Source organism: Heliorestis convoluta, assembly GCF_009649955.1.
GTDB lineage: Bacteria > Bacillota > Desulfitobacteriia > Heliobacteriales > Heliobacteriaceae > Heliorestis > Heliorestis convoluta.
Map to the genome: position 1 here is coordinate 1,790,186 of NZ_CP045875.1, position 25,878 is coordinate 1,816,063.

The following is a 25,878-nucleotide window of genomic DNA, read 5'->3' on the forward strand; positions in this document are numbered from 1 at the left end:
ATGGAAAGCTTTTCCTGATCATAGTCATTAGACAAAGAGGTAAGGGCTCTAGTTGAGGAGGATGGTCATGGAGAAAGATGGCAGCGTAGGAGGCCGGCCAACGCCGACGTCTTTACGAGAAAAGTCATGGCATTCACGCAAGGTAGAAGAAGTGGTAGATTTTTTTGAAAGTGATCTGGTAGAAGGTCTAAAAGAGAAAGTTGTGAAAAACAGGAGAGCTTTAGTAGGTCCCAATCGAATTGCCGAAGCGATGAAAGAGCCGCTGTGGAAAAAGTTGATCCAGCAGTTTCAAGACTTTATGATACTTGTTCTACTCGGTGCTACAATTTTTTCTTTTTTCTTAGGTGAAACGATTGATGCCTTAACCATTCTAGCGATTGTGATCATGAATGCCATCCTAGGCTTTGTACAAGAATATCGAGCAGAAAAGTCCTTAGAGGCATTAAAAAAATTAACCGCCCCGGAGGCAAAAGTTCTTCGTGACGGCCAGGTAAAGACGATTGCAGCAGAAGAGATTGTGCCCGGCGATATTCTTTTCTTAGAATCCGGTGATCGCGTTCCTGCCGATCTTCGTTTAATTGAAGTGACAGAATTGAAAGTAGATGAAGCCGCTTTAACAGGTGAATCAATCGCTGTTCGTAAAGAATGTGGCTTTATCGATGAAGAGGAGACAAGCTTAGGGGATCGCTACAATATGGCTTTTTCAGGAACGATGGTAACACAAGGTCGGGGAAAAGGTATCGTTGTCGGAACGGCTATGGATACAGAGATGGGGCATATTGCACATTTAATAGAATCGGTAGATCAAGAAATGACACCGCTACAAAGACGCTTAGAACAGCTAGGAAAAACTCTTGTGGCTCTTTGTCTTTTTGTTTGTACTCTTGTTGTGCTCATTGGCTTGTGGCAGGGAGAACCTATCTATCGCATGCTTCTCGTAGGTGTCAGCCTTGCTGTAGCAGCCATTCCCGAAGGTTTACCAGCGATTGTCACGATCGCACTCGCCATTGGTGTACAAAAAATGATCAAAAACCGAGCGATTATAAGAAAGCTTCCAGCTGTTGAGACCTTAGGTTGTGCTACCGTAATATGCTCTGACAAAACAGGCACGTTAACCCAGAATGAGATGACCGTTCGTGAGATATTTTTGCCAGGTCCTATGGGTACTGTTATGGTAGAAGGACAAGGCTACGAGCCCATCGGCGCTTTTCGAGTTCGTGGAGAGATTTTGAAGAATAAGAAGCCTGTAACAGAGTTATTACAGGCAGCAACCCTTTGTAATAATGCTTATTTAAAATCGCCTCAACCATCTTTTTTGGGCGCGAAAAAGGGGACATGGCAAGGGCAAGGCGATCCAACAGAAGTTGCTTTAATGGTTTTAAGTGCTAAAGCAGGAATTTACCGTGAAAATGTAGAAAAAGAATATAGAAGAATCAAAGAGCTTCCTTTTGACTCCACTCGAAAAAGAATGGCTGTGATTGTAGAAGACCGCAGGAAGCGTTTTTTTTCTTACGTAAAAGGTGCACCGGAACAAGTTTTGCAACGCTGTGCTTCTGTACAAATGGAAGGGAAAAGGGAACTTTTAACGGACGAAGATAAAGACTCGCTTATGGCAATAAGCGAGAAGATGGGGCAAAAAGCTCTACGTGTCCTTGCGCTGGCCTATCGACCTTTGCCGCCTATAGAGCATAACGAAGATGATGCTTCTAGGGCTGAAGAAAGCTTAATCTTTCTTGGCTTTGTAGGTATGATGGATCCACCAAGATCGGGTGTGCAAGAAGCGGTAAAAAGTTGTCAAAGAGCTGGGATCAAAACGATTATGATTACAGGCGATCATCCTGTAACAGCCTTGGCCATTGCGAGAGAACTGCACATTGCCAAGGGATCAGAGGAAGTCGTCAAAGGCCATGAACTCGATCAGATGGGCCCTCGTGAGCTCGCAGAGCGAGTAGAAAGAACTGCTGTTTTCGCCAGGGTATCGCCAGCACACAAACTAAGGATCGTCCGGGCTTTCAAAGAACGAGGACATGTCGTTGCGATGACTGGCGATGGTGTGAATGATGCACCTGCTGTAAAGGAAGCAGATATTGGAATATCGATGGGGCGTACAGGCACTGATGTTACCAAAGAAGCTTCTTCTATGGTCTTAGCCGACGATAATTTTGTTACCATTGCTGGAGCGGTGCGACAAGGTCGAGCTATCTATGACAACATACGGAAGTTCATTCGCTATCTTTTATCTTGCAATACGGGAGAAGTTCTCGTCATGTTCTTAGCGAGCTTAATGGCCATGCCTTTGCCTTTGTTGCCTGTTCAATTGCTCTGGGTCAATCTCGTGACCGATGGCTTGCCAGCTATGGCTTTAGGGTTAGAAAAGGCTGAAAAGGATGTTATGGAGCGCTCGCCGCGCCATCCTCGAGAAAGCATCTTCTCGAGAGGCTTAGCGAAGAAGATTTTATTCTGGGGAACATACTGTGGCATTGCTACGCTCGCTGTTTTTGCTTACGGAATCTACCTAGGTGATCTTGATTTAGCTCGAACGATGGCTTTTTGCACTTTAACCTTTTTTCAACTCTTTTATGTTTTTGAATGTCGTTCTGAAAGATATTCTATATTTGAGCTCGGTTGGACAAGCAATCCTTACTTAATTGGTGCTGTCGCCTTGTCAGCGCTGATGCAAATTGCAGTCGTTTATGTTCCGCCGCTACAAGCCATTTTTCAAACCGTTCCTCTAGAAGCGACCCACTGGTTGGTCATTCTATTTTTTGCAGGTGGATGGCTTTTCTTGGCAGGCCTCTGGCACTGGATAGCTCGATCGAATCGCTCCTCCAAAGTGACCTGGTCGAGTCGTAAAGTAGACAATGAATTATAGTGTAAAAATATAGTAGAAAGGTGGTCCTTGCAGAATGGAATTTGTAAAAATGCATGGACTGGGCAACGATTTTGTAATTGTCGATGCTAGAAAAAGTCCTTTGCTAGAACGGACAGATTGGGAAGATGTGGCCATAAAAGTCTGCGATCGTCATTATGGGGTTGGTGCCGATGGATTGATTCTGGTACTTCCATCGGAGATAGCCCACGTTGGATGGCGCATTCTGAATCCTGATGGTTCTGAACCAGAAATGTGTGGTAACGGCATTCGTTGCTTTGCTCGCTATGTTTACGAAAGATCGATTGTTACAGATAAGGTAATTCAAGTTGAGACCTTAGCCGGTATTATCGTGCCAGAGATTCAAGTTGAAAATGACCAAGTTGTCGGTGTCAAAGTTGATATGGGAGAACCTATTTTTGAACGCAGCAAAATCCCTATGACAGGAGAAGGGGATCAAGTTGTGGAAGAGGAAATCGATATTCAGGGAAACCCTGTCAAGATTACGGCTCTTTCCATGGGCAATCCCCATTGCCTGATCTACGTTGATAAGGTGGAAGAAGCACCTCTGACCGAATGGGGCCCTATCGTTGAAAAGCATCCTCTCTTTCCCAAGAAAACGAATGTGGAGTTCGTAGAAGTCGTTAATAAGAATGAAGTACGCATGCATGTCTGGGAAAGAGGGGCCGGTCCTACTTTGGCTTGTGGTACGGGCGCTTGCGCTACCATCGTGGGCTCTGTACTACATGGTTACACCGATCGTAAAGCAACGGTACATTTGCCTGGTGGAAGTTTAGCAATAGAATGGGACGAGAAAAGCAATAAAGTTTTTATGACAGGTCCTGCTGTAGAAGTCTTTCAAGGGACCTATCCTTTGAAATAAATCATTCTATAGGGACAGGGTAGGAATCGGCTATAACGAATACGGGGAAGGCTATTTCCGAATCGCTCTTACCGTTGAGAAAGAGTCGATTCGTGAAGCGCTGGCACGTACGAAAGAAGCGATTGGAACGATAGAATTTTAAATTGCTTTGATCGAGGCCGGGGAAACCGGCCTCTTTTCCATATTTATCCTAAGAGGCAGCTTCATGATAGAATACAAAAGAGGTGACCCGAAAGCATGATAAAAAGCATGACCGGTTATGGTCGTGGAGGCGCTTCCGGTTCTGGTCAACAAGTGACAGTCGAAGTAAAAGCTGTGAACCATCGGTATTTAGAAGTGGTTGTACGAATCCCTAAAACCTATCTAGCTCTTGAAGAAGGTATTAAGAAGCTCTATCAAAAAGGCTTGTCTCGCGGGAGAGTTGATGTTTTTGTCAACATAGAACAGCTTGGTGAGGGAAGTGGAAAGGTAAAGGTTGACAAGAAATTAGCGCTACAGTATTATCAATCTTTGAAAGAGTTGTCCGATGAACTAGGACTTTCGTCTGATTTGGGTGTCAATCAATTAATACAGCTTCCTGAAGTGGTTTCTTTAACAGAAGCAGAAGAAGATCTGGAAGCACTTTCAGAATTAGCCATGCAAGCTTCTCAACAAGCCTTCCAACAACTTTTGCGAATGCGAGAACAGGAAGGAAAGGCCCTGGCCGAAGACCTTCTAAAAAGACTAGACTATCTCAGGCAGTTGATAGAAGAGATCCAGAAAAGAGCACCTTTGCTTGTTGGTGAATATAAGAATAAGCTTCAGGAGCGGATTGCCGAGTATCTAGACCAAGTTCCTGTAGATGAGCAAAGGTTAGCCATGGAAGTGGCCTTGTTCGCCGATCGTGTTAGCCTAACAGAAGAACTGGTTCGTCTTAACAGTCATCTGGAGCAATTTGAAAAAGCATTAAAACTACAAGAACCAGTTGGGCGAAAGCTTGACTTTATTGTTCAAGAGATGAACCGAGAAATTAATACTATCGGTTCAAAGGCCAATGATCTGGAAATATCACGACAGGTTGTTAATTTCAAAAGTGAACTAGAGAAGATTAGAGAACAAGTACAGAACGTGGAATAAGTTATGAAGAAAGTTCTGATAGGAGCAACTGAGTTAGGCACATAGAAGATTTTTCGCACTGCGTTGCAGACAATTATCGCGATACTGACTTAGGGGGATAAGGCTGTGGATATAAAACTGATCAATATCGGTTTTGGTAACATTGTATCGGCCAATCGGATTGTGGCAATTGTAAGTCCTGAGTCGGCACCGATTAAGCGAATTATCCAAGAAGCAAGAGATCGGGGCATGTTAATTGATGCTACTTATGGTAGACGTACACGGGCTGTGATTATTGTAGATAGCGATCATGTCATTTTATCAGCAGTACAACCTGAAACGGTAGCTCATCGACTTTCAGTTAAGGAGTCGGGCCAACATGGAGAGGATGGAAACGAATAGAGGTGCAGAAATCCTTGATTCTTGGTTAGCTCGTTTGAATCGAGGCGTACTTATCGTTATTTCTGGACCTTCTGGTGCTGGAAAAGGGACGCTCTGTCGTCTCTTATTAGAAAAAGAAAAAGATATCAAGCTCTCCGTATCTGCAACTACCCGGTTGCCTAGAGCGGGAGAGGTAGAAGGTACCCATTATTTTTTCATGAAAAAGGCAGATTTTATCCAGCAGATCAATGAAAATGCTTTTTTAGAATGGGCACAAGTGTACGATAATTATTATGGAACGCCACGAAAACAAGTGGAAGAATTTCTAAGTCAGGGGAAAAATGTTCTTTTAGAAATCGATATTCAAGGAGCTTTACAAGTCAAAAAGCACTATCAAGAAGCAGCACTTATCTTTATAGCACCGCCATCACTGGAAGAACTGGCAAAACGTATTTATGGTAGAGGCACCGATAGTAAAGAAGTGATTCAAAAACGCTTGCGCTTGGCTTCTGAAGAACTTGAGTATATTGACAAGTATGATTACTGCATAATTAATGATGAGGTTGAGCGAGCGACAGAACGTTTGCAAGCCATTGTGGCTGCAGAGCGGAGTCGAATCTATCGATCATAAGCTACTTTTTTCCATATAGAGGAGGCCTTGCGAAAATGAACCAACCATCTCTCGATCGTTTGATGGAGAAAGTGGACAGCAAATATGCTCTTGTCGTTTTAGCGGCCAAAAGAGCTCGCGTTTTGACAGAAAAAAAAGAAACATTGTCAGAGCAAGATAAAGCCACAAAATCCGTGACGTTGGCATTGCAAGAAATTGTAGAAGGTAAAGTAAAGTATGAACAACCGAAGGGCGGCCTTAAATAACCTTGAACAATCAATGCTTGCAAGGGAAAAAGATTATTGTCGCCGTGACAGGTGGGATTGCGGCCTACAAAGCTTGCGATCTGGTCAGTCGTCTAGTCAAAGCAGGTAGCCAGGTCCAAGTGATTATGACAACTTCGGCCATGAAGTTTGTAGCGCCTCTAACCTTTCAGACCTTGTCTCGGAATCCAGTTATTACGGATATGTTCGAAGAACCGAAGGAATGGAAAGTAGCGCATGTGTCTGTCGCAGAAGCGGCAGACCTTTTCGTCGTTGCTCCTGCTACAGCCAATCTCATTGGTAAGTTACGGGCAGGTATTGCCGACGACTTTTTGACGACCACTTTACTGGCTACGAAAGCGCCAACTTTGTTGGCCCCTGCCATGAATGTCAATATGTACGATCATCGAGCTGTACAAGAGAATTTACAAGTTCTCCGCGCACGGGGCATACTGTTTGTAGAGCCTGGCGAAGGCCTCTTGGCTTGTGGCGTCGTTGGTAAAGGTCGACTGGCTGAGGTAGACCAAATTATGGCGAAGATTCAAGAAATTATGGCGCCAAAAGAGATACTAAAAGGAAAAAAAGTGCTCGTAACGGCTGGCGGTACAAGAGAAGCCATTGATCCGGTTCGCTATCTCACCAATCGCTCATCAGGCAAAATGGGCTATGCAATGGCAGAAACGGCTGTAGCCATGGGTGCTCAAGTCATTCTAGTTTCAGCACCTACGAATTTACAAAATCCACCAGGGGTTCGCAAAATTGCCGTAGAAAGTGCGCAAGAGATGCGAGAAGCCGTCCTGGATCTTTATGACAACGTTGATATTGTGATTAAAGCAGCCGCCGTGGCTGACTATCGACCTGCACAAGAACAGAAACAGAAAATAAAGAAAAAAGACGAGACCTTGTCGCTAGAATTGGTAAAAAATCCTGATATTTTGGCGGAATTGGGTCGGCACAAAAAGCATCAATGCCTTGTTGGTTTCGCAGCAGAAACTCATAACTTGGAAAAATACGCAAAAAACAAAGTTTTCTCCAAAAACTTAGACTTTCTTGTTGCCAATGATGTAACAGCACCGGGTGCTGGCTTTTCTGTAGATACCAATATTGTCACTCTTTTTGACAAGCACGGTCAAAGAGAAGACTTTCCGATTATGACAAAAAAAGAAGTAGCGCAAGAGATATGGAAACGAATTGCACAGTCTTGGCATAAACAATAGTAAAAGAGAACTCTTGAATTTCGTGGCTTTCCTTGTTAATCTAGGAAAGTGTAGATTTATACAACATTATATCGAAAGATGGCGATGAGCCATTGAAGGAGGAGCGTATATTGAGTCGTCGGCGTTTATTTACTTCAGAGTCTGTAACAGAAGGCCATCCTGATAAAGTGGCGGATCAGATTTCTGATGCCGTTTTAGATGCTATTTTTGCACAAGATCCCATGGCTCGAGTGGCGTGCGAAACATCGGTAACGACAGGACTTGTTCTCGTGGCTGGGGAAATAACAACACAATGTTATGTAGATATTCCCAAAGTGGTTCGTCAAACCATACGTGAAATTGGCTATACTCGTGCGAAATTTGGTTTTGACTGCGAAACCTGCGCCGTACTCACTTCCATCGATGAGCAATCTCCTGACATTGCGATGGGTGTAGATACAGCTTTAGAAGACCGTGGCAGAGAGATGAGCGACTCCGAAATTGAGTCCATCGGAGCGGGCGACCAAGGCATGATGTTTGGTTATGCAACCAATGAGACACCTGAATTAATGCCTATGCCAGTCTCCTTATCCCATAAGCTTTCACGTCGCCTTGCTGAAGTGCGTAAGACGGGAGAATTGGAATACTTACGTCCAGATGGTAAAACACAGGTGACCGTTGAATATGAAGGCAATAAGCCTGTTCGAGTTGATACTATCGTTATTTCTACCCAACATTCACCAGAAGTAACACTGGAGACGATTAAAAGAGATCTTTTTGAGCGTGTGATTGCGCCAATTATTCCTGGTGAATTGCTCGATGATCAGACAAGATACTTTATTAACCCCACAGGTCGCTTTGTTATCGGTGGTCCCCAAGGTGATGCCGGTCTCACTGGACGGAAGATTATTGTTGATACCTATGGTGGTATGGCTCGTCACGGTGGTGGCGCTTTCTCAGGGAAAGATCCCACGAAAGTTGACCGCTCTGCAGCCTATGCGGCTCGTCATGTGGCGAAAAACATTGTTGCAGCAGGCTTAGCGGACCGCTGCGAGATTCAGATTGCTTATGCCATTGGCGTTGCGCAACCTGTATCCGTCATGGTTGATACTTTCGGAACGGCGAAAGTGGATGAAGCCAAAATCGAAGAGTGGGTTAAAGAAGTCTTCGACCTTCGTCCTGCAGGCATTATCAAAGCCCTTGACCTGAGAAGACCTATTTATCGTCAGACAGCGGCTTACGGTCACTTTGGACGTACGGACGTTGATCTTCCTTGGGAGAGACTTGATAAAGTAGAAGATTTGAAGAGACTCGCGAGTCTGTAGTCTGGTCTTCATTGTTTTAGAACGAAAAGTTGATTTTCATCAATACTGTGCCCGACTGGTTATGACGGGTTTGTAAAGATAGTGGCAAAGCCTGGAGCCTATGCTCTGGGCTTTTCTATGCTTTCAGGACATTCACTTTGCTATCTTCTTTGGCTTAAAAGGTAAAGTTTTGTTATAATGATGATGGATTGCCTTTTCAGTTGGAGGTGGCTATTTCGGAAAAGGACTTCGTCAATAGAGGGTACGCCCAGGTTATTGTTGATAGCACCCATAAAAATTTAGATCGTCCTTTTTATTATCTCATTCCGGAAGAAATGAGAGCCACCGTAGCACCAGGCATGGAAGTATACGTGCCTTTTCAACGCCGACTTCTTCGCGGTTGGATTATGGCGATCGAAGAGACATTGCCTCTTGATTTATATGAGAAGAGCTTACTCAAGATTGAAGCTCTGAATGAACAATATAAGCTAGAAAACGACTTATTATCTCTTGTGCCCTACCTGTCAGGAAAACTTCTTTGTTCTCAAGCGGATATCTTACGCTCCCTGGCACCAGTAGGTGTGCAGAGAAAAGCACAGACTTGGATTGTTCTACCAGAAAAATTATCAAAAGAAGAGCTCTATGCTTGGCAAGGCCTTGATCCTGATAGCGCTGCACTACTAGCCCGTCTTAATAGAGCGCCAGGGCAAAAGATCAAGAAAAAAACTTTGTTAGCACAGCAAGAAGAAGGCCCTGTGCGGGCGCTTCAAAGATTGCTAAAAGATGGACTGGTCCTGGAAAAAAATGTATTGGCAGACAGAAAAGAAAGTAAAAGAATAGAGAAGCCCTCTACAGAGATAGAAACAAGCGAGGGGAAAATACTTACAGAGGAACAACAAGCTGCTCTTCGCAGAATTATAGAAAAGATTGAAGAAAGAATTTTTGCAGTTTTTTTACTCCATGGTGTTACAGGCAGTGGTAAGACTGAAGTATATATTGAAGCAGCCAAGAAAGTGTTAGCTCGTAAGCAAAAGGTTCTTTACCTTGTTCCTGAAATTTCCTTAACGCCACAAACAGGTCGCCGATTGGGTGAGCGATTCGGTCGCTCTAACGTTGTTGTTTTACACAGTGCTTTACCGGAAGCAGAACGACGACAGCACTGGCAACGAATTGCCTCTGGTGAAATAGATATTGTTATTGGAGCTCGCTCGGCTGTCTTTGCGCCTTTACCGAATCTAGGTCTTGTGATTGTTGATGAAGAACACGAACCTTCCTATCGACAAGAAAAAGATCCAAAGTATCATGGGCGAGACGTAGCCATTCAAAGAGCGATTTACCATCAAGCTACCGTTTTGCTAGGTTCAGCAACGCCTTCGCTGGAAAGTTACGAAAAAGCCAAAAGAGGAATCTACGAGCTTATAGAATTAAAAAAGCGTGCTTTCGGACAGTCCATGCCCCCTGTCCATATTATTGACATGCGCCAAGAGTTAGCAGAAGGCCACAGAGGTATGCTATCTCGACCTTTGCGTCAAGCCATTGAAGAACGATTGCAGCGGCAAGAGCAGGTAATCTTATACTTGAATCGACGAGGTTTTTCCACTTTCGTTCTTTGCCGTGACTGTGGCTATACAGTGCAGTGTTCTCGGTGCTCTATTTCGATGGTCTATCACCGTACCGGGGAAAAATTACACTGTCATTATTGTCAACAAAAAGAAGTTGTTCCGACCTTTTGTCCACAGTGCAAAAGCAAGTCCATTCGCTTTTTTGGGACAGGAACGCAAAAAATTGAAGCAGAACTAAGAGAGCTCTACCCTAGCGTTCCTGTTTTGCGAATCGATCGAGATGTGGCACAGCAAAAAGGCATGGAAGAAGTATTAGAACAATTTTCTCGTGGCGAAGCGCCGATTCTTATTGGGACACAAATGATTGCCAAAGGATTAGACTTTCCCCAAGTTACCCTTGTAGGTGTATTGGCCGCCGACGCGTCTCTCTATGTATCGGAATTTCGAGCTTCCGAAAGAACCTTTCAGTTGCTTTCTCAAGTAGCCGGTCGAGCCGGTCGAGCTCAAAAAGCAGGAGAAGTCATCTTACAAAGTTATTGTCCTGAGCATTACTGTCTACAAGCTGTTAAAGAGCATGACTATCTCTCTTTTTATTACCGAGAGTTAGAGATTCGGAATAAGCTTGTCTATCCACCTTATTCCCAGCTTGCGCAAATCCTTTTTACAGGATTGAAAGACGAAGAAGTGCTTCAAGTGGCCCAATATTGGACAGATCTATTGAAAAAGATCAGTGCTAGGGAAAAGATTCAACTTGATGTCTGGGGTCCGGCGCCTGCTTCGATTCATCGCGTGGAAGAGAAGTTTCGTTGGACCGTGACAGCTCGCCAAGATCATCGTCATAGTGCAGAGCCTTTGCGGCATTTATTGCGGTTGGTTCAGACCACGTACCGAGAAGGTCAGAAGGGGAAGGCTGCTGTGGCTGTAAGCCTTTCTATCGATGGAACCGATTAGAAATGTCCATTTTATGTAAGGAGGAAATATTTTGGCTGTCTATGAAATACTAACGGTAGGTCATCCAGCTCTTCGTGAGAAAGCAAGAGAGGTAACAAAGTTTAATGAGAATCTAGGTCGTCTGCTTGATAATATGGTAGAAACAATGGTAGCGGCCAATGGTGTTGGTTTGGCGGCACCACAAATAGGCATTGGTAAGCGTGTCGTCGTCATTGATGTCGGTCAGGGGCCCATTGAACTGGTAAACCCTGTTCTGGTGGAATATAAAGGCACTATTCAGGAGGTAGAAGGCTGTCTTTCCGTGCCTGATTATACCGAGGAAGTGCAGCGCCATGGTTGGGTGAAGGTAAAAGCCCAAGATCGCCAGGGCCAAGAGTTTTTTATCGAAGGGACAGAGCTTTTGAGTCGAGCTCTACAGCATGAGATTGATCATCTTGATGGAGTTCTTTTTATTGATCGGGTTCAATCCAATCCTTTGCGGGACAGACGGGAGAGATAGTGAATGCGCATTGTTTTTATGGGGACGCCAGATTTTGCTGTTCCGTCTTTGCGTGCTCTTGTGGAGGCGGGCTTTGAGGTGCCCTTTGTGGTGTCACGGCCGGACCGACCTCGGGGGAGAGGGCAGCAGAAAAGTGCCAGTCCTGTGAAAATAGCTGCCCAGGAATTAGGAATTCCTGTATACCATCCTGTGAAACTCGATGATTCTTTTATTGAGCAGTTGAAAGAACAGAAGATTGATCTTGGTGTTGTCGTGGCTTTTGGTCGCATTTTACCGCTTCCTCTTTTAGAATCGTTGCCACTAGGTTGGGTCAACGTCCATGCTTCCTTATTGCCAGCCTATCGTGGGGCGGCACCGATTCATCGAGCAGTCATAGCTGGTGAAAAGGAAACAGGTATTACAACCATGGTAATGAGTGAAGGCCTTGACGAAGGCGACATGTTGTTGCAAGAAAAGATTGCGATCCATCCTGATGATACGGTGGGGCATGTTCATGACAAGTTGGCCCTTGTTGGTGCTGACTTGCTTGTGAAAACGCTGCAAAAGTGGGAGCAAGGAGAATTAAAAAGGATTCCTCAGAATCATGAGGAGGCTACATATGCTTCCATGCTTCATCGAGAAGATGAAAAGATCCAATGGCATTATAATGCAGAAACCATTCACAACCAAGTGCGTGGCCTAACACCTTGGCCGGGTGCATATATGGAGGACCAGGGCAAAGTTGTGAAAGTGGTGAAAGGTAGACTGCGCATAGAAGGGCTTCATCTTGCGACAGAAGAGGGTCAACTTGGTGAAATTGTTGCCATTGACGGAGATGAAGTGGCTATTGCAACGGGAAAAGGACTTTATTGGCTGCAAGAGCTTCGTCCTTCAGGAAGTAAAACCATGACGGCCAGTGCCTATGTTCGCGGGAGAAGGATCTCAAAAGGTTATTGTTTCACCTAGACTTTTTAGCCATCATTGCCAGGAGAGGTGAAGAAGGATGCATATACGTAAAAGATTGTTTATTGGCTTAATGGTTGTAAGCTTTGTCACCGTGCTGTTCCTTCTATTAGTTGGCTGGTACACCATTAACTATCAAGAGCATTTATGGAATCAGGCCTTGATTGGTTTGGTGGGCCTTGTTTTTCTGGGCCTTATCTTAATCATTGCTTTTGGAATTGGCGCTATGATCTTCTCCATATGGCAAGATAGAGCAATACCGCAACTGTATCGATGGACTCGCATGGCTACGAATGTTTTATTCCCTTTGGCACTGGTCCTGGCTAAAATACTAGGTATCTCTTCGGACCGATTAAAAAGCAGTTTTATTGAAGTAAGCAATCAACTCATCCGAACAAGAGACTTTCAAGTGGAACCGGAACGAGTGATGATCCTAGGGCCTCATTGTTTACAGAAAACAAGTTGTCCCCATAAGATTACTCTCGATATTAACAACTGCAAAGAATGCGGCGGCTGCCCCATAGATGGTTTGAAGCGGTTGTCCAATCGCTATGGTGTCGTCTTGACCATTGCTTCCGGAGGAACTTGGGCTCGCAAAATGATTCTGGAAAATAGACCAAAAGCCATTGTCGCTGTAGCTTGTGAAAGAGACCTTACAAGTGGCATTCAAGATATCGATCGAATTCCCGTTATTGGCGTTTTAAACGACCGGCCGGAAGGGCCCTGCTGTAATACCCGCGTCGATTTAGATAGAGTTGAACAAGCCATTCGCTTTTTTATTTATGGCGATAGAGCGAGTTGGACGCTAGATAGTTCGCCTACTTCGGAAAGAATGCTTAAAAAAAGGACGACCAGTAAAATTATTAGCTAGAGGTGTGTCGATGAAAGAATCTGCTCGACAATGGGCCTACCAGGTGCTTGCGGCTGTAGAAGAAAGACAGGCTTATGCCAATTTGCAATTGTCTCATGTATTAAACAAAAGCAATCTGGCCAGGATGGATCGAGCCTTTGTTACAGAGCTTGTTCTCGGCGTATTGCGACGACAAAATGCCTTAGACTTTGCGATCAATTGCTTTTTAGACAGGCCTGGCAAATTGCCTAAAGAAATTCGTCGTCTCCTTCGACTTGGTTTTTACCAAGTTCTTTTTCTCGATCGCGTTCCCGATGCTGTGGCCAGCAATGAAACGGTAGAGCAAGCCAAAGGACTGGCCAAAGGAAAGTTTGTCTCTCTTGTCAATGGTGTTTTACGGCAACTGGTCAGAAAAAGAGAAATTCCCTGGCCTAGCTGGGATAAAAACCCCATCGACTATCTTGTTGTGGTTGAATCCCATCCTCAATGGCTTGTAGAACGATGGGTCAAACAATATGGCCTCGAAAAGGCAAGAGCTATCTGTGAATGGAATAATAAGCCTGCGACGGTAACGCTACGAACCAATCTATTGCGTAGGGACCGGAAAAGACTCTTAGAGGACTTTGCAAAAGAGGATGTAGAAGCCAACGCTTCTCCCTTTTCTCCCCAAGGCATTACACTAAAGGGCTCTTCGGCCATTACAGCTTTGCCTGGTTTTTTAGAAGGTCTATTTACAGTACAAGACGAAAGCTCCATGGTTATAGCGCCGATTGTGGCGCCCCAAGAAGGTGAAATTATTGTTGATGCTTGTGCAGCACCCGGTGGCAAAACGACACACTTGGCCGAGTTATCAAATGATAAAGCTATCATACATGCTTGGGATATTCATCCTCACAAAATGGGCCTGATTCGTCAGAATTGCGAACGTCTGGGTGTAAAGAGCGTCAAAATAAAAGCCATCGATGCTCAGAAACCACCGGAGGAATTAATAGGCAAAGTGGATCGAATCCTGGTCGATGCACCTTGTAGCGGTTTGGGCGTTTTAAGAAGAAAGCCAGAATTACGTTATCGTCTTACAGAGAAAGATATCGATTCCTTGCGTAACCTGCAATCCAAAATATTAGATGGTCTGGCACCTCTTCTTAAGCCGGGTGGAACCCTTGTCTATTCCACTTGTACCATCGAACCGGAAGAAAATTTTCAACAGGTCAAAGATTTTTTGCAACGACATCAAGAGTTTGAAAGAGACGAATTGATGCCCTATCTGCCGCCTTTGGAATTTTCAGAAGAAGAAAAGCGTCAAATTGAGAAAGGCTTCTGGCAGATATTGCCTTATCGATACCATTCTGATGGCTTTTTTGTAGCTCGTCTAAGGAGGAAGTAGACCATGGTCTCATCGATGCCCCCTTTGCGAGGGTTGCTACCGGAAGAAATTGGCTCTTATATACAACAATGGGGTCATAAGCCCTATCGCGGCAAACAAATCTTTACTTGGATCCAATCGCAAGCTGTCCAGAGGGCCGATGAAATGACCGATCTGCCCAAAGGGTTACGACAAGAGATAGAAGAAAGAAAGTTGCTGCAGCCTCTGCGGAGGAAAGCAAAGCAGATCTCGCGAGATGGTACAGAAAAATATCTATGGGAACTTGGAGACGGTGAATGCATCGAAACAGTGTGCATGCCCTATGAGCGACGACAAAGTCGTCAAAGGGTTACGCTTTGCCTTTCAACACAGGTTGGTTGCCCTTTAGGCTGTAAATTTTGTGCAACGGGTCAACAAGGATTTACTCGCAACCTGACAGCAGCAGAAATTCTAGGGCAGGTCTTAGATATTACCTACGAAAAGCGTCTGGAAAAGCAGGACTTTAAGGTAACCAATATTGTCTTTATGGGCATGGGAGAACCAATGCTCAACTATGATGAAGTGAAAAAAGCCATTGCCCTCCTTACCCATCCCCAAGGACAAGCCATTGGTCAACGCCGCATCACTGTGTCTACAGCAGGTGTTGTCCCGGGGATAGAGCGATTTGCTGAAGAAGGATGGGAAGTTAACTTGGCTCTTTCACTTCATACCATCGATCCAGCTTTACGCAGCACTTGGATGCCTGTCAATGACCGCTATCCTTTAAAGGAAGTTCTAGAAGCTTGTAAAAGATACTGGGAGAAAACAAGACGACGTCTATCTGTCGAATATGCTCTCATTGCAGGTGTCAACGATAGCCTCGAAGATGCTCAAAAATTGGCAAAAACCTTTCATCAATGGCCTGTTCATCTCAACATTATTCCTGTTAACCCCGTGCAATCGAGCGGTGCCCTCCGACCGGCCAAAGAATCATTACAAAAATTCACGCAGGAATTACAACGACGGGGCCTTGAAGCAGTCGTTAGGGAAGAACGAGGTACCGATATTGATGCTGCTTGCGGCCAACTACGCAGTCAAAAGCAAAATAAGAAGGAGGGATGAAGATGAAATGTCCCGTACAATCGATCGTCCGAACGGATGTAGGGCGCGTTCGAAAGACTAACGAAGATAGTTATCTCATTGATTGTGACGATGGACTTTTCGTCGTTGCCGATGGGATGGGCGGTCATGAAGCCGGTGAGGTAGCCAGTGCGCTGGCTGTTAAAGCAATTGCCTCATACTGGCAAGAAGAAAGAGAAAAGGCAAAAGGGATTCACGAATTGGAAATAGCTTGTCAAAAAGCGAATTATCAAATCTATCAAGAGTCTCAAAAAAATCCAAAGCTATCAGGAATGGGTACAACAGTAACAGCACTTTTTGTATCTCAAGGATCGCTTATGATTGCCCATGTCGGTGACAGTCGAGCTTACAAAATGAGTCTGGGAAAGCTGCATCAGTTGACACTGGATCACTCCTTTGTAGAAGAAATGGTTCGCCAAGGTAAGATTACGAAAGAAGAAGCCCAAGCCCATCCCCAAAGAAATGTCATTACCAGAGCCTTAGGGACCCATGCAGAAGTGAAAGTTGATCTGATAGAAGAAAAATGGGCTTATGAAGATCTCGTTCTTTTATGTACAGATGGACTTACGAATCTCGTTACAGAACAGGAAATTGAAGAAGTTTTTAAAATCATGGTTCAACCTTTTCAAAGAGATGTCTTAGAAAAAAGTGCCGATCGACTGATGGAGCTTGTACTAGAACGAGGCGGCCACGACAACGTCACCTTTCTAATCCTTTGGCATGAGGATCAGGAAGGATGGTCGCAATGAAAGGGCGCTTATTTGGAAACCGCTACGAAATCGTAGAATATCTTGGTGGCGGTGGCATGGCCCAAGTCTATAAATCCTGGGATCGACTTCTAGAAAGAGCTGTTACCATTAAGTTCTTACGAGAAGGCTTAACGAATGACGAAGAATTCGTTCGTCGTTTTCGAAGGGAAGCACAAGCCATTGCTTCTTTATCCCACCCCAACATTGTAAACGTCTATGATGTGGGAAGAGAAGGCGAGACAGATTACATAGTGATGGAATATATCGACGGACCGACTTTGAAAGAAGTGATTCGTCGTCGGGGGCCCTTGCCTCCCGTAGAAGCTGTGAACCTGGCACGCCAAATATGTGATGCTTTAGAACATGCCCATGAGAACAAGATCATTCATCGAGATATTAAACCGCACAATATTTTACTAACCAATTCAGGCCGAGTGAAAGTAACAGACTTTGGCATCGCCCGCTCTACCACACAAAATACCATGACCATGGATCGAACCATTGTAGGTTCTGTTCACTATCTTTCGCCCGAACAAGCCCGTGGACTTCCTGTGGATGAAAAATCAGATATCTACTCTCTCGGCGTTGTCTTATACGAATTGCTTACCGGTCGAGTCCCCTTTCAAGGTGAGACGCCCATTGCTGTTGCTTTGCAACAAATTCAAGAACAACCACAGGCCCTATCAGAGATTCAAGAAGAAGTTCCCCAGGCATTAGAAGAAATTGTACTTCGTGCTTTAGAAAAAAGTGCAGAGCGCCGGTACAACAATGCCAGAGCATTGCGAGAAGACTTGGAGCATGTTTTTACTGGCACTATAGTAGGACGACTGCCTCTTGACGATGATAGCCCTACCATGCGATTGGATCTTCCAATTCCACTAGAAAAAGATCGAGTCAGTGAGAGCAATAAAACGCCTCAGACAGAGCAAAAAGCCAAAAAAGTTCAAGAAGAGTCTTCTTCCCCCGTGAACTGGAAAGTGCTCCTTTCTTCTTTGCTACTCCTTGCTCTCATTGCTTTCGCCAGTTCTTTTGCCTGGCAGCGCTATATGAATGTACCAGAGGTTATGTTACCTCGCGTCGTAGGCATGCACTATAGGGAAGCCATTGAGGCCATACAAAAAGAAGGGCTACAAGTACAAGTAGAGGCAGTTCATCATCGTGAAGTTGCTCGAGATCTCGTCATTAGCCAAGATCCTGAAGGCAATCGTATGGTCAAGCAAACAAGAGAAGTGCGCCTAACCGTTAGCCAGGGACCCAAGCTACATCCCGTTCCTCCTGTGACAGGCATGACAGAGCGTGAAGCAATTCTTCGATTGCAAGAAGCAGATTTTGCTTATGAAATTACAGAGGAGTATAGCGAGCGGGGTGCTGTTGGCACTGTCTTATCACAAAGACCGGCCGCCAATACAGAGCAACCTGCAGGCACGGTCATTGAGCTGAGAATAAGCAAAGGACCACAAAGACAGGGTCTTATGCCAGCACTGATTGGTTTATCTGCAGAAGAAGCCAAAACGCTGTTAAAACCTCTTGAAGTTCAGATCGAGCAACAAGAAGAAAAAAGCGATCGTCATGATGCAGGCACTGTATTATCACAAGATCCTTCCGCAAACAGTAGAGTTGATAAAGGTGCTACGGTAAGGATTACAATTAGTACGATGGCTGAAGTTCAGATACAAGAGCAAGAACAGAAAAAAGTAACACCTATCACTTTGTTAATTCCCGAAGAATCTTCTGAAGCGCCTGTACGGATTCTGCTGATCCAAGGAGAACAAACAAAAGAAGTATACGCAGGGACACACAAAGGCGGAGATACAGTCAGCCAACAGGTAGAATATACAGGTCAAGCAACGATTCAAGGCTTTATTAACGGTGAAAAAGTATTAGAGCGAAAAGTAGAATAGACGAAAAGCGAAGTGGCATCGCAAGGAGGGTATCTGTGAATTCAAAAGGAAAAGAAGGTACGATCATTAAAGGCTATTCTGGCTTTTATTACGTCTTAGCAGAAGAGACCCTGTTTACTTGCTCTTTACGTGGTAAGTTTCGGCAAAAAGAGAAGGGACAAACTTTTTTACCAGGCGATCGGGTTATAATAAGCTCTTTTGATGATCAAAAAGGCGCTATTGAGGAAGTTCTTCCAAGAAAAAATGAACTATTACGACCGACGATTGCCAATGTAGATCAAGCTTTGCTTGTCTTTTCGCTCACTTCACCCAATCCAGACTTTACCTTGATCGATCGCTTGCTTCTTTTCACGTACCTAGAACAGATTGAGCCAGTACTTATCTGGACCAAAGGCGATCTGGCCACTGAAGAAGGTATCACAAAAGCACAAGAGCGCTTTATTCCTACAAAAGTAAAGCAAATCGTCGTTTCAACGAAAACAATGGAAGGCATTGATGGGGTAAAAGCAATCTTAAAAGAAAAGATTACCGTTCTAGCAGGCCCTTCCGGTGTAGGAAAATCTACCTTACTCAATGCCATAGAGCCCGGTTTGGCCTTAAAGACAGGTGAAGTGAGCAAAAAGACAGGTCGTGGCAAGCATACAACGCGACATGTGGAATTATTGCGACTCTCTTTCGGCGCCTTGGTAGCTGATACGCCAGGCTTTTCTACTTTGCAAGTGCCAGATATCAAGGGAACTGATCTGGCACAGCTTTTTCCTGACATGGCCGAATATGCAGGACGATGTCGCTTTACAAGTTGTCTACACCGTACAGAGCCAGACTGTGCCGTGCGAGAAGCGCTTGAACAAGCCTTGATTCATCCTAGAAGATATGAGAATTACCTTTTGATTCTAGAAGAAGTTATGGAAAAAGATCGCCGCAAAGGGAAAGGAAGAAAAGAATGAGCATTAAAATTGCACCATCCATATTATCAGCAGACTTTTCTCAACTCGGTCAACAAGTGGCAGAAGTAGAAAAAGGTGGTGCCGAATATCTTCATATTGATGTGATGGACGGGCACTTTGTACCCAATATAACGATTGGTTCTCTTGTGGTCGCTTCTTTACGGCCGAAAAGCAAAATGTTTTTTGATGTTCATCTTATGATTGAGTCTCCAGATCTTTATATCTCTGACTTTGTTCAAGCAGGCGCCGATCTGATTACGGTGCATCAGGAAGCAACCAAACATTTACATCGAACCATTTCTTTTATTAAAGAAAAAGGTGTAAAAGCCGGAGTGTCTATTAATCCAGCAACGCCTTGGCAAAGTCTAGAGTATGTATTGCCGATGGTCGATCTGGTTCTTGTTATGTCTGTCAATCCCGGTTTTGGCGGTCAACAATTTATCTCTTCTTCTTTATCAAAGATTAAGGCCTTGGCCCAATATCGGAAAGAGCACCAATTGGACTTTGAGATACAAGTTGACGGTGGCATCAACCGAACCAATGCGCCTCTTGTCGTGCAAGCTGGTGCTGATGTACTCGTAGCAGGATCCGCCATTTTTGGTGCTAAAGATATTCAGCAAGAAGTTGTTGCTTTACGGAAACAAGGAGAAGCAGGACAAACGGAATAGGCTGTGAAACTTTAGGTTTATTGATACAATGATTGACTGAATCCGAAGAAAAGGATATAATTGCTATCAGTAATCGTGATAATTAAAGAAACTATCCAATTAAATAGTAAAGTTTCCTTCGGGGGTGGGTGTAATTCCCTACCGGCGGTATAGCCCGCGAGCTCTTTCCTAAAGAGCAGATTCGGTGAGATTCCGAAGCCGACAGTATAGTCTGGATGAGAGAGGGAAAGGTTATGCTTTTTTTGCTTTTTTATAAGCAGGATCAGCGAAGTCTGTTGCATTCAGAAACCTCGGGGAAAGATAGCCTCGAGGTTTTTTATTTGTCAATGGCTAAAAGGTAGGAAACAATGAAGGAACAAAAATTTATGGAAAGAGCCCTTCAGTTGGCTCTGAAAGCAAAAGGCAACACAAGCCCCAATCCACTTGTCGGTGCCGTTCTTGTCAAAGAAGGTACTATCATTGGTGAAGGCTATCATCGAAAAGCAGGAACAGCCCATGCAGAGGTAGTGGCTCTCCAAGAAGCAGGTCAAGAGGCGGTAGATGCTACCCTTTACGTTACTTTAGAGCCTTGTAGTCACTTTGGGCGAACGGCGCCTTGTACAGACGCCATTATTGCAGCCGGTGTCAAAAGTGTCAGCATGGCCATGTTAGATCCCAATCCGCAAGTGGCTGGGAAAGGCTTGGACAAGCTAAAGCAACAAGGCATTGATGTGCATGTTGGGTTGATGGCCCAAGAAGCAGCTCGAATCAATCAACCTTTTCTTACCTGGATCACTGCGAAGCGCCCACAAGTGCTAGCCAAATGGGCGATGACTTTAGATGGCAAAATCGCAACTGTTCAGGGTGATAGTAAATGGATCTCTTCGCCGGCAAGTCGACAGCAGGTGCACCAGTGGCGGCAAGAAAGAGATGCCATTCTTGTAGGCATAGGTACGGTTCTTGCCGACGATCCAGAGCTAACAACGCGTATCGCAGATTTTGATCTGACTTTTCCGCGGCAAGAGCAGAAACATCCACTACGAGTTATTTTAGACAGCCAGGCTCGCACCCCTTTACAAGCTAGGCTTTTACATGGACCAGGGAAAACCCTGATTGCTGTTACAGACAAGGCGCCTGTGGAAAGAATAAAAGCTTTAGAAGAAAAAGGTGCTGAAGTATGGATCTGCCCTTTTGATGAAGCTGGCAAAATCGACGTAGCCTATCTGCTACAGCGACTCGGTAGAGCAGGCATTACCTCTCTCCTTGTTGAAGGGGGCGCAGCGGTACATGGCGCTTTTTTTCAAGCCAAAATGGTCGATCAACTGGCTGTTTTTATTGCGCCGAAAATCGTGGGCGGTGCCCAGGCACCTTCACCTGTGGGCGGTATGGGCCTTGAGCAAATGGCCCAGGCCTGGCAATTGTCACAGTGGCAAGGCCGACGGTCCGGTGAAGACTGGCTACTTGAAGGAACGCTACAGGAGGTGGGCCCTTGTTTACCGGAATCGTTGAAGAGCTAGGGAAGATACGAGATATTCGCAAAGGACCTCGTTCCGCTCAACTCGTAGTAGAAGCCCAAAAAGTACTTACAGACGTTAAACTAGGCGATTCTATCGCTGTCAACGGCGTCTGCTTGACAGTCGTCGAATTTACAAAAGATTATTTTGTGGCTGACATTATGGATGAAACATTACAGCGCACCGCTTTGGCCCAGGTCTATAGAGGTAGCTATGTCAACTTGGAGCGTGCTCTGCGGATGGGCGACCGCCTCGGTGGTCATATTGTCTCTGGCCATGTTGATGAAGTAGGCACAATAAAGGGCCAGAAAAAAGTTGACATTGCTGTCATTACAGAAATTGCTTGTTCACCAGCATTGCTTCGATATGTGATTCCGAAAGGCTCTATCGCCATTGATGGTATAAGCCTCACTGTTGTGGAAGTTTTAGATCAATCTTTTACCGTTTCTCTGATCCCGCATACGGCCGGTGAAACGACTTTGGGCATAAAGAAAAAAGGGGACCTTGTGAATCTAGAAGGGGATATGCTAGTGAAATACGTAGAGCGGCTCTTGTCTGTTCCAAGTCCCCTTGATTCGAGTAAGAGAAAAGCTGGGGCGGGTAAGCTAACGAAAGAGTTTTTGATGGAGCAGGGGTATTAGAAAGGCTCATCGTCGATGGCTCTTAATTATTATAGAGGAGTGATTCCTTTGCCTTTTCATCGTATAGAAGAAGCAATTGCTGATATAGAAGCTGGTAAAATGGTGATTGTCGTAGATGATCAAGATCGAGAAAATGAAGGCGATCTTTTAATGGCTGCCGAGAAAGCAACGCCAGAAGCGGTTAACTTTATGGCGACCTATGGCAAAGGCTTAATCTGTGTACCTATGTCAGGGGAACGCCTAGACAGCTTAGAACTGTATCCCATGGTTCAAAATAATACCGACCGAATGGAGACGGCTTTTACAGTCTCTGTCGATGCTTCTACTTGCACAACCGGTATTTCAGCCTTTGAAAGAGCCCAGACCATTCAAGCCTTACTGGATCCGAAGACAAGACCGGCTGATCTTCGGAAGCCTGGCCATATCTTTCCTTTACGAGCTCGCGATGGTGGTGTCTTAACAAGAGCAGGCCATACTGAAGCGGCCGTTGATCTAGCGCAAATGGCAGGCCTCTATCCAGCCGGCGTTATCTGCGAAATCATGGCCGATGATGGGACAATGGCTCGTGTGCCCGCGTTGATTGAGTTTGCAGAAAAACATAATCTTAAGTTGATCACCATTGCTGATCTGATTGAGTATCGTCGCAAGAAAGAAAAGTTAATTCGCAAAGTAGAGACCATTCAATTGCCCACAAAGTACGGCGATTTCCAGGCAGTTGCTTATGAGAGTCTTCTCGACAAAGATTGCCACTTGGCCATTGTCAAAGGCGATCTATCGGATCAAGAAGAGGGCCTACTCGTCCGTGTTCACTCAGAGTGTTTAACGGGCGATGTGTTAGGTTCCAAACGATGCGACTGTGGCGATCAATTAGCGGCTGCCCTTTGCAGAATTGAAGAAGAAGGCCGGGGAATTGTCCTTTATATGCGTCAAGAAGGACGAGGGATTGGCCTGGTCAATAAAATTCGAGCTTACAAACTACAAGATCTAGGTGCTGATACGGTACAAGCCAATGAAATGCTAGGTTTTCCAGCTGACTTGCGAGACTATGGCATCGGTGCACAAATTCTCGTTGATCTCGGGGTGAAAAAGATTCGACTGATGACGAACAATCCTCGCAAGATCAAAGGCTTAGAAGGTTATGGTCTGTCGATTGTGGAACGAGTGCCCATCGTGGCAGGTTGTGCGCCTGAAAATGAGCGATACTTGCATACCAAAGAAGAAAAGCTGGGTCATATGCTTTTTGAACAGTCCTAGTACAGGCAAAATAGGAAAGGCGGTTATAAAGATTATGGAAATCAAAAAATCTTATGAAGGTCATCTCTTAGGTGAAGGTTTAGAGTTTGCCATTGTAGTGAGCCGTTTTAATGATTTTATTACGAGTAAACTATTATCAGGTGCTCTTGATGCACTTTATCGTCATGGTGTGGCGAAAGAAAATATATCGGTAACTTGGGTGCCTGGCGCTTTTGAAATTCCTTTGGCTGCGAAAAAGTTGGCTGAGAAAAAGAATCATGCTGTGATCTGCTTAGGTGCTGTCATTCGCGGTTCTACACCTCATTTTGACTATGTCTGCAGTGAAGTGGCCAAAGGGGTAGCACAAGTGAATATGCAGACAGGCAAGCCTACTATCTTTGGTGTGATCACCGTTGATTCTATTGAGCAAGCCATTGAAAGAGCTGGCACGAAAGCCGGTAATAAAGGGTGGGAAGCAGCCATGTCTGCTTTAGAAATGGCCAATCTTATGGCCGCCTTGGACGAGTAGCCGATTGAGGGAATAATGATGAGTAAAGTGCCTGCCATTGTATCGATACAAAGTATGGTTGCGCAAGGTTTTGTCGGCAACGGTGCTGTCGTAGCTGGCATGTTACACTGTGCTGTTCAACCCTTGCCGATTCCAACGGTATATTACGGTGCTCACGGTGCCATTCGTCCTCGACGAGGCGGGGAAGTACCAGCGACATTGTTTTATCAGCTTTTGAAAGCTTTAGAAAATCGAGAAATTGATTTTCTGCTCAGTGGTTTCTTAGGATCGCCTCGTCAAGGAGAGATTCTAGCCAAGTGGTTAGAGCATAGAAAAGATTTGCCCTATCTCCTTGACCCTGTTCTTGGCGACGATCCACAAGGTCTTTATGTCTCGCCTGAAGTGGTTGAAGTGGTTCGAGAAAAGCTTTTACCGCGAGCCGACTATATTACACCGAACCCTTTTGAGTTGATGGTTTTAGCAGAAAATGAAACGGCACCTTTACCAGAAGAAGCTGCGCCGAGAGATTGTGCGACTCTTTTTCAAGGAGCTCAAAAATTGCTGGCCCAAGGACCGAGTTGGGTCATTGTGACCAGCTGGCGGAAAGATAGAAACGAGCAGACCCTGTACAATCTTCTTTTGCATCGAGAAGGCGCTTGGGAAGTTGCAGTGAAGGCAGTGCCGAAAAAAGCTTTCGGGACGGGCGATCTTTTTGCTGCGATTCTTGCTTCTGCTCTTTCTAGAAGTTTTTCAGTGAGACAAGCTGGCGCAGCCGCTGCACTGGCTGTAGCGCAGTCTTTGCAAATCGCAGCTTTACAAAATGCCGACACAGTCATTCCGGTTGGGCTACGAACCGATCTTTTTGATGAAACGAATTATGAACAATACGGTATCTCCGTTACACCGTTGGGAAAGGAAGCGTATAGTACAGATGGATGATCAGTTGATCTGGGCCACCGATCAAGAAGGGCAAATTCGCTTAATTGCAGCGAGAACGACAGACTTGGTGCGAGAAGCGCAACGTCGTCACAATAGCTGGCCCACAGCAACAGCAGCACTTGGTAGAACGATGACGGCTGCCCTATTAATTGGAGCGATGCAAAAAGGCGATGAAAAGATTACCTTGCGCATTCTTGGTGACGGTCCCTTAGGCGCTGTAGTAGCGCAAAGCAACGGTCAAGGCCAAGTTCGCGGTTATGTACAGAATCCTGACCTCGACTGGCCTTCTAAATCACCGGAAAAGCTTGATGTAGGTGGTGCCGTTGGTTCTACCGGTCATCTTCATGTGACACGCGATCTAGGACTGAAAGAAAGTTATACCGGTTCGGCGCCTCTAGTCAGTGGAGAAATAGCCGAAGACTTAACCCATTATTTTGCTACATCAGAGCAAACACCCTCCGCCGTTGCGCTGGGTGTGCTGGTGAACGAAGATGGCTCAGTTCAAGCAGCGGGCGGTTATATATTGCAGCTATTGCCCGGTGTAAGTGAAGAAAGAATTGAAGATATAGAGAAGCAGATTCAAGCTTTAGGTCCTATTAGTCACTTTTTCGCCAGTGGCAAAGATCTCGCCGATCTGGTGGAACCGCTTTTGCCAGGTCATGAGAAAAAAGTGTTGGCTGTGAAAAAGCCTGCTTTTTATTGCCACTGCGATCGAGAGCGCTTAACGGTAATGTTGAAGAGCTTAGGTGCCCAAGAGCTCGCTCAGATGCGGGAAGAGCAAGGCGGCGCTGAAGTGGTTTGTCATTTTTGCAGTGAGCGTTTTTGGTTTTCGGCGGAAGATTTGACGGCTTTGGAGCGGGAAGTTAGCGGGTTGGAGTAGCAAAACTTGTTCAAGAAGCCAAATAGCTGGAG

At 45.1% G+C, this 25,878-nt stretch carries 24 protein-coding genes and 1 riboswitch; all 24 genes read left to right on the forward strand.

The window, feature by feature from the left end; genetic code table 11:
- Positions 1 to 67: 67 nt before the first annotated feature.
- The 24 genes from FTV88_RS08555 to hslO all read left to right on the forward strand — a co-directional run bounded on the left by FTV88_RS08555 (position 68) and on the right by hslO (position 25,846).
- On the forward strand, positions 68 to 2,872 hold the full coding sequence (locus FTV88_RS08555; protein ID WP_243137064.1) for a calcium-transporting P-type ATPase, PMR1-type: 2,805 nt from the start codon (positions 68 to 70) through the stop codon (positions 2,870 to 2,872).
- A 34-nt stretch (positions 2,873 to 2,906) separates the two neighbouring features.
- Complete coding sequence (gene dapF, locus FTV88_RS08560; protein WP_153725251.1) at positions 2,907 to 3,752, forward strand: diaminopimelate epimerase; 846 nt, start codon at positions 2,907 to 2,909, stop codon at positions 3,750 to 3,752.
- A 237-nt stretch (positions 3,753 to 3,989) separates the two neighbouring features.
- On the forward strand, positions 3,990 to 4,868 hold the full coding sequence (locus tag FTV88_RS08565; protein ID WP_153725252.1) for a YicC/YloC family endoribonuclease: 879 nt from the start codon (positions 3,990 to 3,992) through the stop codon (positions 4,866 to 4,868).
- A 105-nt stretch (positions 4,869 to 4,973) separates the two neighbouring features.
- Positions 4,974 to 5,249: an extracellular matrix/biofilm regulator RemA gene (remA, locus tag FTV88_RS08570; RefSeq protein WP_153725253.1), complete on the forward strand. Its 276-nt coding sequence runs from the start codon at positions 4,974 to 4,976 to the stop codon at positions 5,247 to 5,249.
- Complete coding sequence (gmk, locus tag FTV88_RS08575) at positions 5,236 to 5,859, forward strand: guanylate kinase (RefSeq protein ID WP_153726579.1); 624 nt, start codon at positions 5,236 to 5,238, stop codon at positions 5,857 to 5,859. The genes remA and gmk overlap by 14 nt, the downstream gene beginning before the upstream one ends.
- 35 nt (positions 5,860 to 5,894) lie before the next feature.
- Positions 5,895 to 6,104, forward strand: coding sequence for a DNA-directed RNA polymerase subunit omega (gene rpoZ / locus FTV88_RS08580; RefSeq protein ID WP_153725254.1), 210 nt, complete (start codon positions 5,895 to 5,897; stop codon positions 6,102 to 6,104).
- Positions 6,105 to 6,106: 2 nt separating this feature from the next.
- A complete protein-coding gene (gene coaBC / locus FTV88_RS08585) occupies positions 6,107 to 7,318 on the forward strand; it encodes a bifunctional phosphopantothenoylcysteine decarboxylase/phosphopantothenate--cysteine ligase CoaBC (RefSeq protein WP_243137065.1) in 1,212 nt (403 codons plus the stop codon).
- A 110-nt stretch (positions 7,319 to 7,428) separates the two neighbouring features.
- Positions 7,429 to 8,622 (forward strand): methionine adenosyltransferase, encoded by a 1,194-nt coding sequence (gene metK / locus FTV88_RS08590; protein WP_243137066.1) that lies wholly within the window; start codon positions 7,429 to 7,431, stop codon positions 8,620 to 8,622.
- A gap of 206 nt (positions 8,623 to 8,828) precedes the next feature.
- A complete protein-coding gene (gene priA / locus FTV88_RS08595) occupies positions 8,829 to 11,114 on the forward strand; it encodes a replication restart helicase PriA (RefSeq protein WP_162007962.1) in 2,286 nt (761 codons plus the stop codon).
- 31 nt (positions 11,115 to 11,145) lie between these two features.
- Positions 11,146 to 11,613 carry a peptide deformylase gene (gene def / locus FTV88_RS08600; protein ID WP_153725257.1) on the forward strand — a complete coding sequence of 156 codons (468 nt, stop codon included), beginning with the start codon at positions 11,146 to 11,148 and terminating at the stop codon, positions 11,611 to 11,613.
- A 3-nt stretch (positions 11,614 to 11,616) separates the two neighbouring features.
- Positions 11,617 to 12,558 (forward strand): methionyl-tRNA formyltransferase, encoded by a 942-nt coding sequence (gene fmt / locus FTV88_RS08605; protein ID WP_153725258.1) that lies wholly within the window; start codon positions 11,617 to 11,619, stop codon positions 12,556 to 12,558.
- Positions 12,559 to 12,595: 37 nt separating this feature from the next.
- Entirely contained in the window at positions 12,596 to 13,426 is an 831-nt protein-coding gene (locus FTV88_RS08610; RefSeq protein WP_153725259.1) for a DUF116 domain-containing protein, read from the forward strand.
- A gap of 10 nt (positions 13,427 to 13,436) precedes the next feature.
- Entirely contained in the window at positions 13,437 to 14,789 is a 1,353-nt protein-coding gene (gene rsmB, locus FTV88_RS08615; protein WP_162007963.1) for a 16S rRNA (cytosine(967)-C(5))-methyltransferase RsmB, read from the forward strand.
- Positions 14,790 to 14,792: 3 nt separating this feature from the next.
- Positions 14,793 to 15,869: a dual-specificity RNA methyltransferase RlmN gene (gene rlmN, locus FTV88_RS08620; RefSeq protein WP_243137067.1), complete on the forward strand. Its 1,077-nt coding sequence runs from the start codon at positions 14,793 to 14,795 to the stop codon at positions 15,867 to 15,869.
- Between the two features lie 2 nt (positions 15,870 to 15,871).
- Entirely contained in the window at positions 15,872 to 16,636 is a 765-nt protein-coding gene (locus FTV88_RS08625) for a Stp1/IreP family PP2C-type Ser/Thr phosphatase (RefSeq protein ID WP_162007964.1), read from the forward strand.
- Positions 16,633 to 18,537 carry a Stk1 family PASTA domain-containing Ser/Thr kinase gene (gene pknB / locus FTV88_RS08630; RefSeq protein WP_162007965.1) on the forward strand — a complete coding sequence of 635 codons (1,905 nt, stop codon included), beginning with the start codon at positions 16,633 to 16,635 and terminating at the stop codon, positions 18,535 to 18,537. Before FTV88_RS08625 ends, pknB begins: the two co-directional genes overlap by 4 nt.
- Before the next feature lie 35 nt (positions 18,538 to 18,572).
- Positions 18,573 to 19,484, forward strand: a complete 912-nt coding sequence (gene rsgA, locus FTV88_RS08635; RefSeq protein ID WP_153725263.1) for a ribosome small subunit-dependent GTPase A — start codon at positions 18,573 to 18,575, stop codon at positions 19,482 to 19,484.
- On the forward strand, positions 19,481 to 20,152 hold the full coding sequence (rpe, locus tag FTV88_RS08640; protein WP_153725264.1) for a ribulose-phosphate 3-epimerase: 672 nt from the start codon (positions 19,481 to 19,483) through the stop codon (positions 20,150 to 20,152). Before rsgA ends, rpe begins: the two co-directional genes overlap by 4 nt.
- A gap of 110 nt (positions 20,153 to 20,262) precedes the next feature.
- A riboswitch (FMN riboswitch) is annotated at positions 20,263 to 20,383 on the forward strand.
- Between the two features lie 116 nt (positions 20,384 to 20,499).
- Positions 20,500 to 21,648 carry a bifunctional diaminohydroxyphosphoribosylaminopyrimidine deaminase/5-amino-6-(5-phosphoribosylamino)uracil reductase RibD gene (ribD, locus tag FTV88_RS08645; protein ID WP_153725265.1) on the forward strand — a complete coding sequence of 383 codons (1,149 nt, stop codon included), beginning with the start codon at positions 20,500 to 20,502 and terminating at the stop codon, positions 21,646 to 21,648.
- The gene (locus tag FTV88_RS08650) at positions 21,621 to 22,286 is read left to right on the forward strand and encodes a riboflavin synthase (protein ID WP_153725266.1); all 666 of its coding nucleotides are present in this window, start codon (positions 21,621 to 21,623) and stop codon (positions 22,284 to 22,286) included. The genes ribD and FTV88_RS08650 overlap by 28 nt, the downstream gene beginning before the upstream one ends.
- A gap of 48 nt (positions 22,287 to 22,334) precedes the next feature.
- Complete coding sequence (locus tag FTV88_RS08655; protein ID WP_438266894.1) at positions 22,335 to 23,540, forward strand: bifunctional 3,4-dihydroxy-2-butanone-4-phosphate synthase/GTP cyclohydrolase II; 1,206 nt, start codon at positions 22,335 to 22,337, stop codon at positions 23,538 to 23,540.
- Positions 23,541 to 23,580: 40 nt separating this feature from the next.
- Entirely contained in the window at positions 23,581 to 24,048 is a 468-nt protein-coding gene (gene ribH / locus FTV88_RS08660; protein ID WP_153726583.1) for a 6,7-dimethyl-8-ribityllumazine synthase, read from the forward strand.
- Positions 24,049 to 24,063: 15 nt separating this feature from the next.
- Complete coding sequence (locus FTV88_RS08665) at positions 24,064 to 24,966, forward strand: bifunctional hydroxymethylpyrimidine kinase/phosphomethylpyrimidine kinase (protein ID WP_153725267.1); 903 nt, start codon at positions 24,064 to 24,066, stop codon at positions 24,964 to 24,966.
- Complete coding sequence (gene hslO, locus FTV88_RS08670) at positions 24,959 to 25,846, forward strand: Hsp33 family molecular chaperone HslO (RefSeq protein ID WP_153725268.1); 888 nt, start codon at positions 24,959 to 24,961, stop codon at positions 25,844 to 25,846. Before FTV88_RS08665 ends, hslO begins: the two co-directional genes overlap by 8 nt.
- The last annotated feature ends 32 nt before the right edge of the window (positions 25,847 to 25,878 follow it).

What these genes read in the sequence shown, in the direction of transcription:
- FTV88_RS08555 (WP_243137064.1), top strand. Translation starts at nt 68, where the DNA reads ATGGAGAAAGATGGCAGCGTAGGAGGCCGGCCAACGCCGACGTCTTTA.
- dapF (WP_153725251.1), top strand. Translation starts at nt 2,907, where the DNA reads ATGGAATTTGTAAAAATGCATGGACTGGGCAACGATTTTGTAATTGTC.
- FTV88_RS08565 (WP_153725252.1), top strand. Translation starts at nt 3,990, where the DNA reads ATGATAAAAAGCATGACCGGTTATGGTCGTGGAGGCGCTTCCGGTTCT.
- gmk (WP_153726579.1), top strand. Translation starts at nt 5,236, where the DNA reads ATGGAAACGAATAGAGGTGCAGAAATCCTTGATTCTTGGTTAGCTCGT.
- rpoZ (WP_153725254.1), top strand. Translation starts at nt 5,895, where the DNA reads ATGAACCAACCATCTCTCGATCGTTTGATGGAGAAAGTGGACAGCAAA.
- fmt (WP_153725258.1), top strand. Translation starts at nt 11,617, where the DNA reads ATGCGCATTGTTTTTATGGGGACGCCAGATTTTGCTGTTCCGTCTTTG.
- FTV88_RS08610 (WP_153725259.1), top strand. Translation starts at nt 12,596, where the DNA reads ATGCATATACGTAAAAGATTGTTTATTGGCTTAATGGTTGTAAGCTTT.
- rsmB (WP_162007963.1), top strand. Translation starts at nt 13,437, where the DNA reads ATGAAAGAATCTGCTCGACAATGGGCCTACCAGGTGCTTGCGGCTGTA.
- rlmN (WP_243137067.1), top strand. Translation starts at nt 14,793, where the DNA reads ATGGTCTCATCGATGCCCCCTTTGCGAGGGTTGCTACCGGAAGAAATT.
- FTV88_RS08625 (WP_162007964.1), top strand. Translation starts at nt 15,872, where the DNA reads ATGAAATGTCCCGTACAATCGATCGTCCGAACGGATGTAGGGCGCGTT.
- pknB (WP_162007965.1), top strand. Translation starts at nt 16,633, where the DNA reads ATGAAAGGGCGCTTATTTGGAAACCGCTACGAAATCGTAGAATATCTT.
- rpe (WP_153725264.1), top strand. Translation starts at nt 19,481, where the DNA reads ATGAGCATTAAAATTGCACCATCCATATTATCAGCAGACTTTTCTCAA.
- ribD (WP_153725265.1), top strand. Translation starts at nt 20,500, where the DNA reads ATGAAGGAACAAAAATTTATGGAAAGAGCCCTTCAGTTGGCTCTGAAA.
- FTV88_RS08665 (WP_153725267.1), top strand. Translation starts at nt 24,064, where the DNA reads ATGATGAGTAAAGTGCCTGCCATTGTATCGATACAAAGTATGGTTGCG.
- hslO (WP_153725268.1), top strand. Translation starts at nt 24,959, where the DNA reads ATGGATGATCAGTTGATCTGGGCCACCGATCAAGAAGGGCAAATTCGC.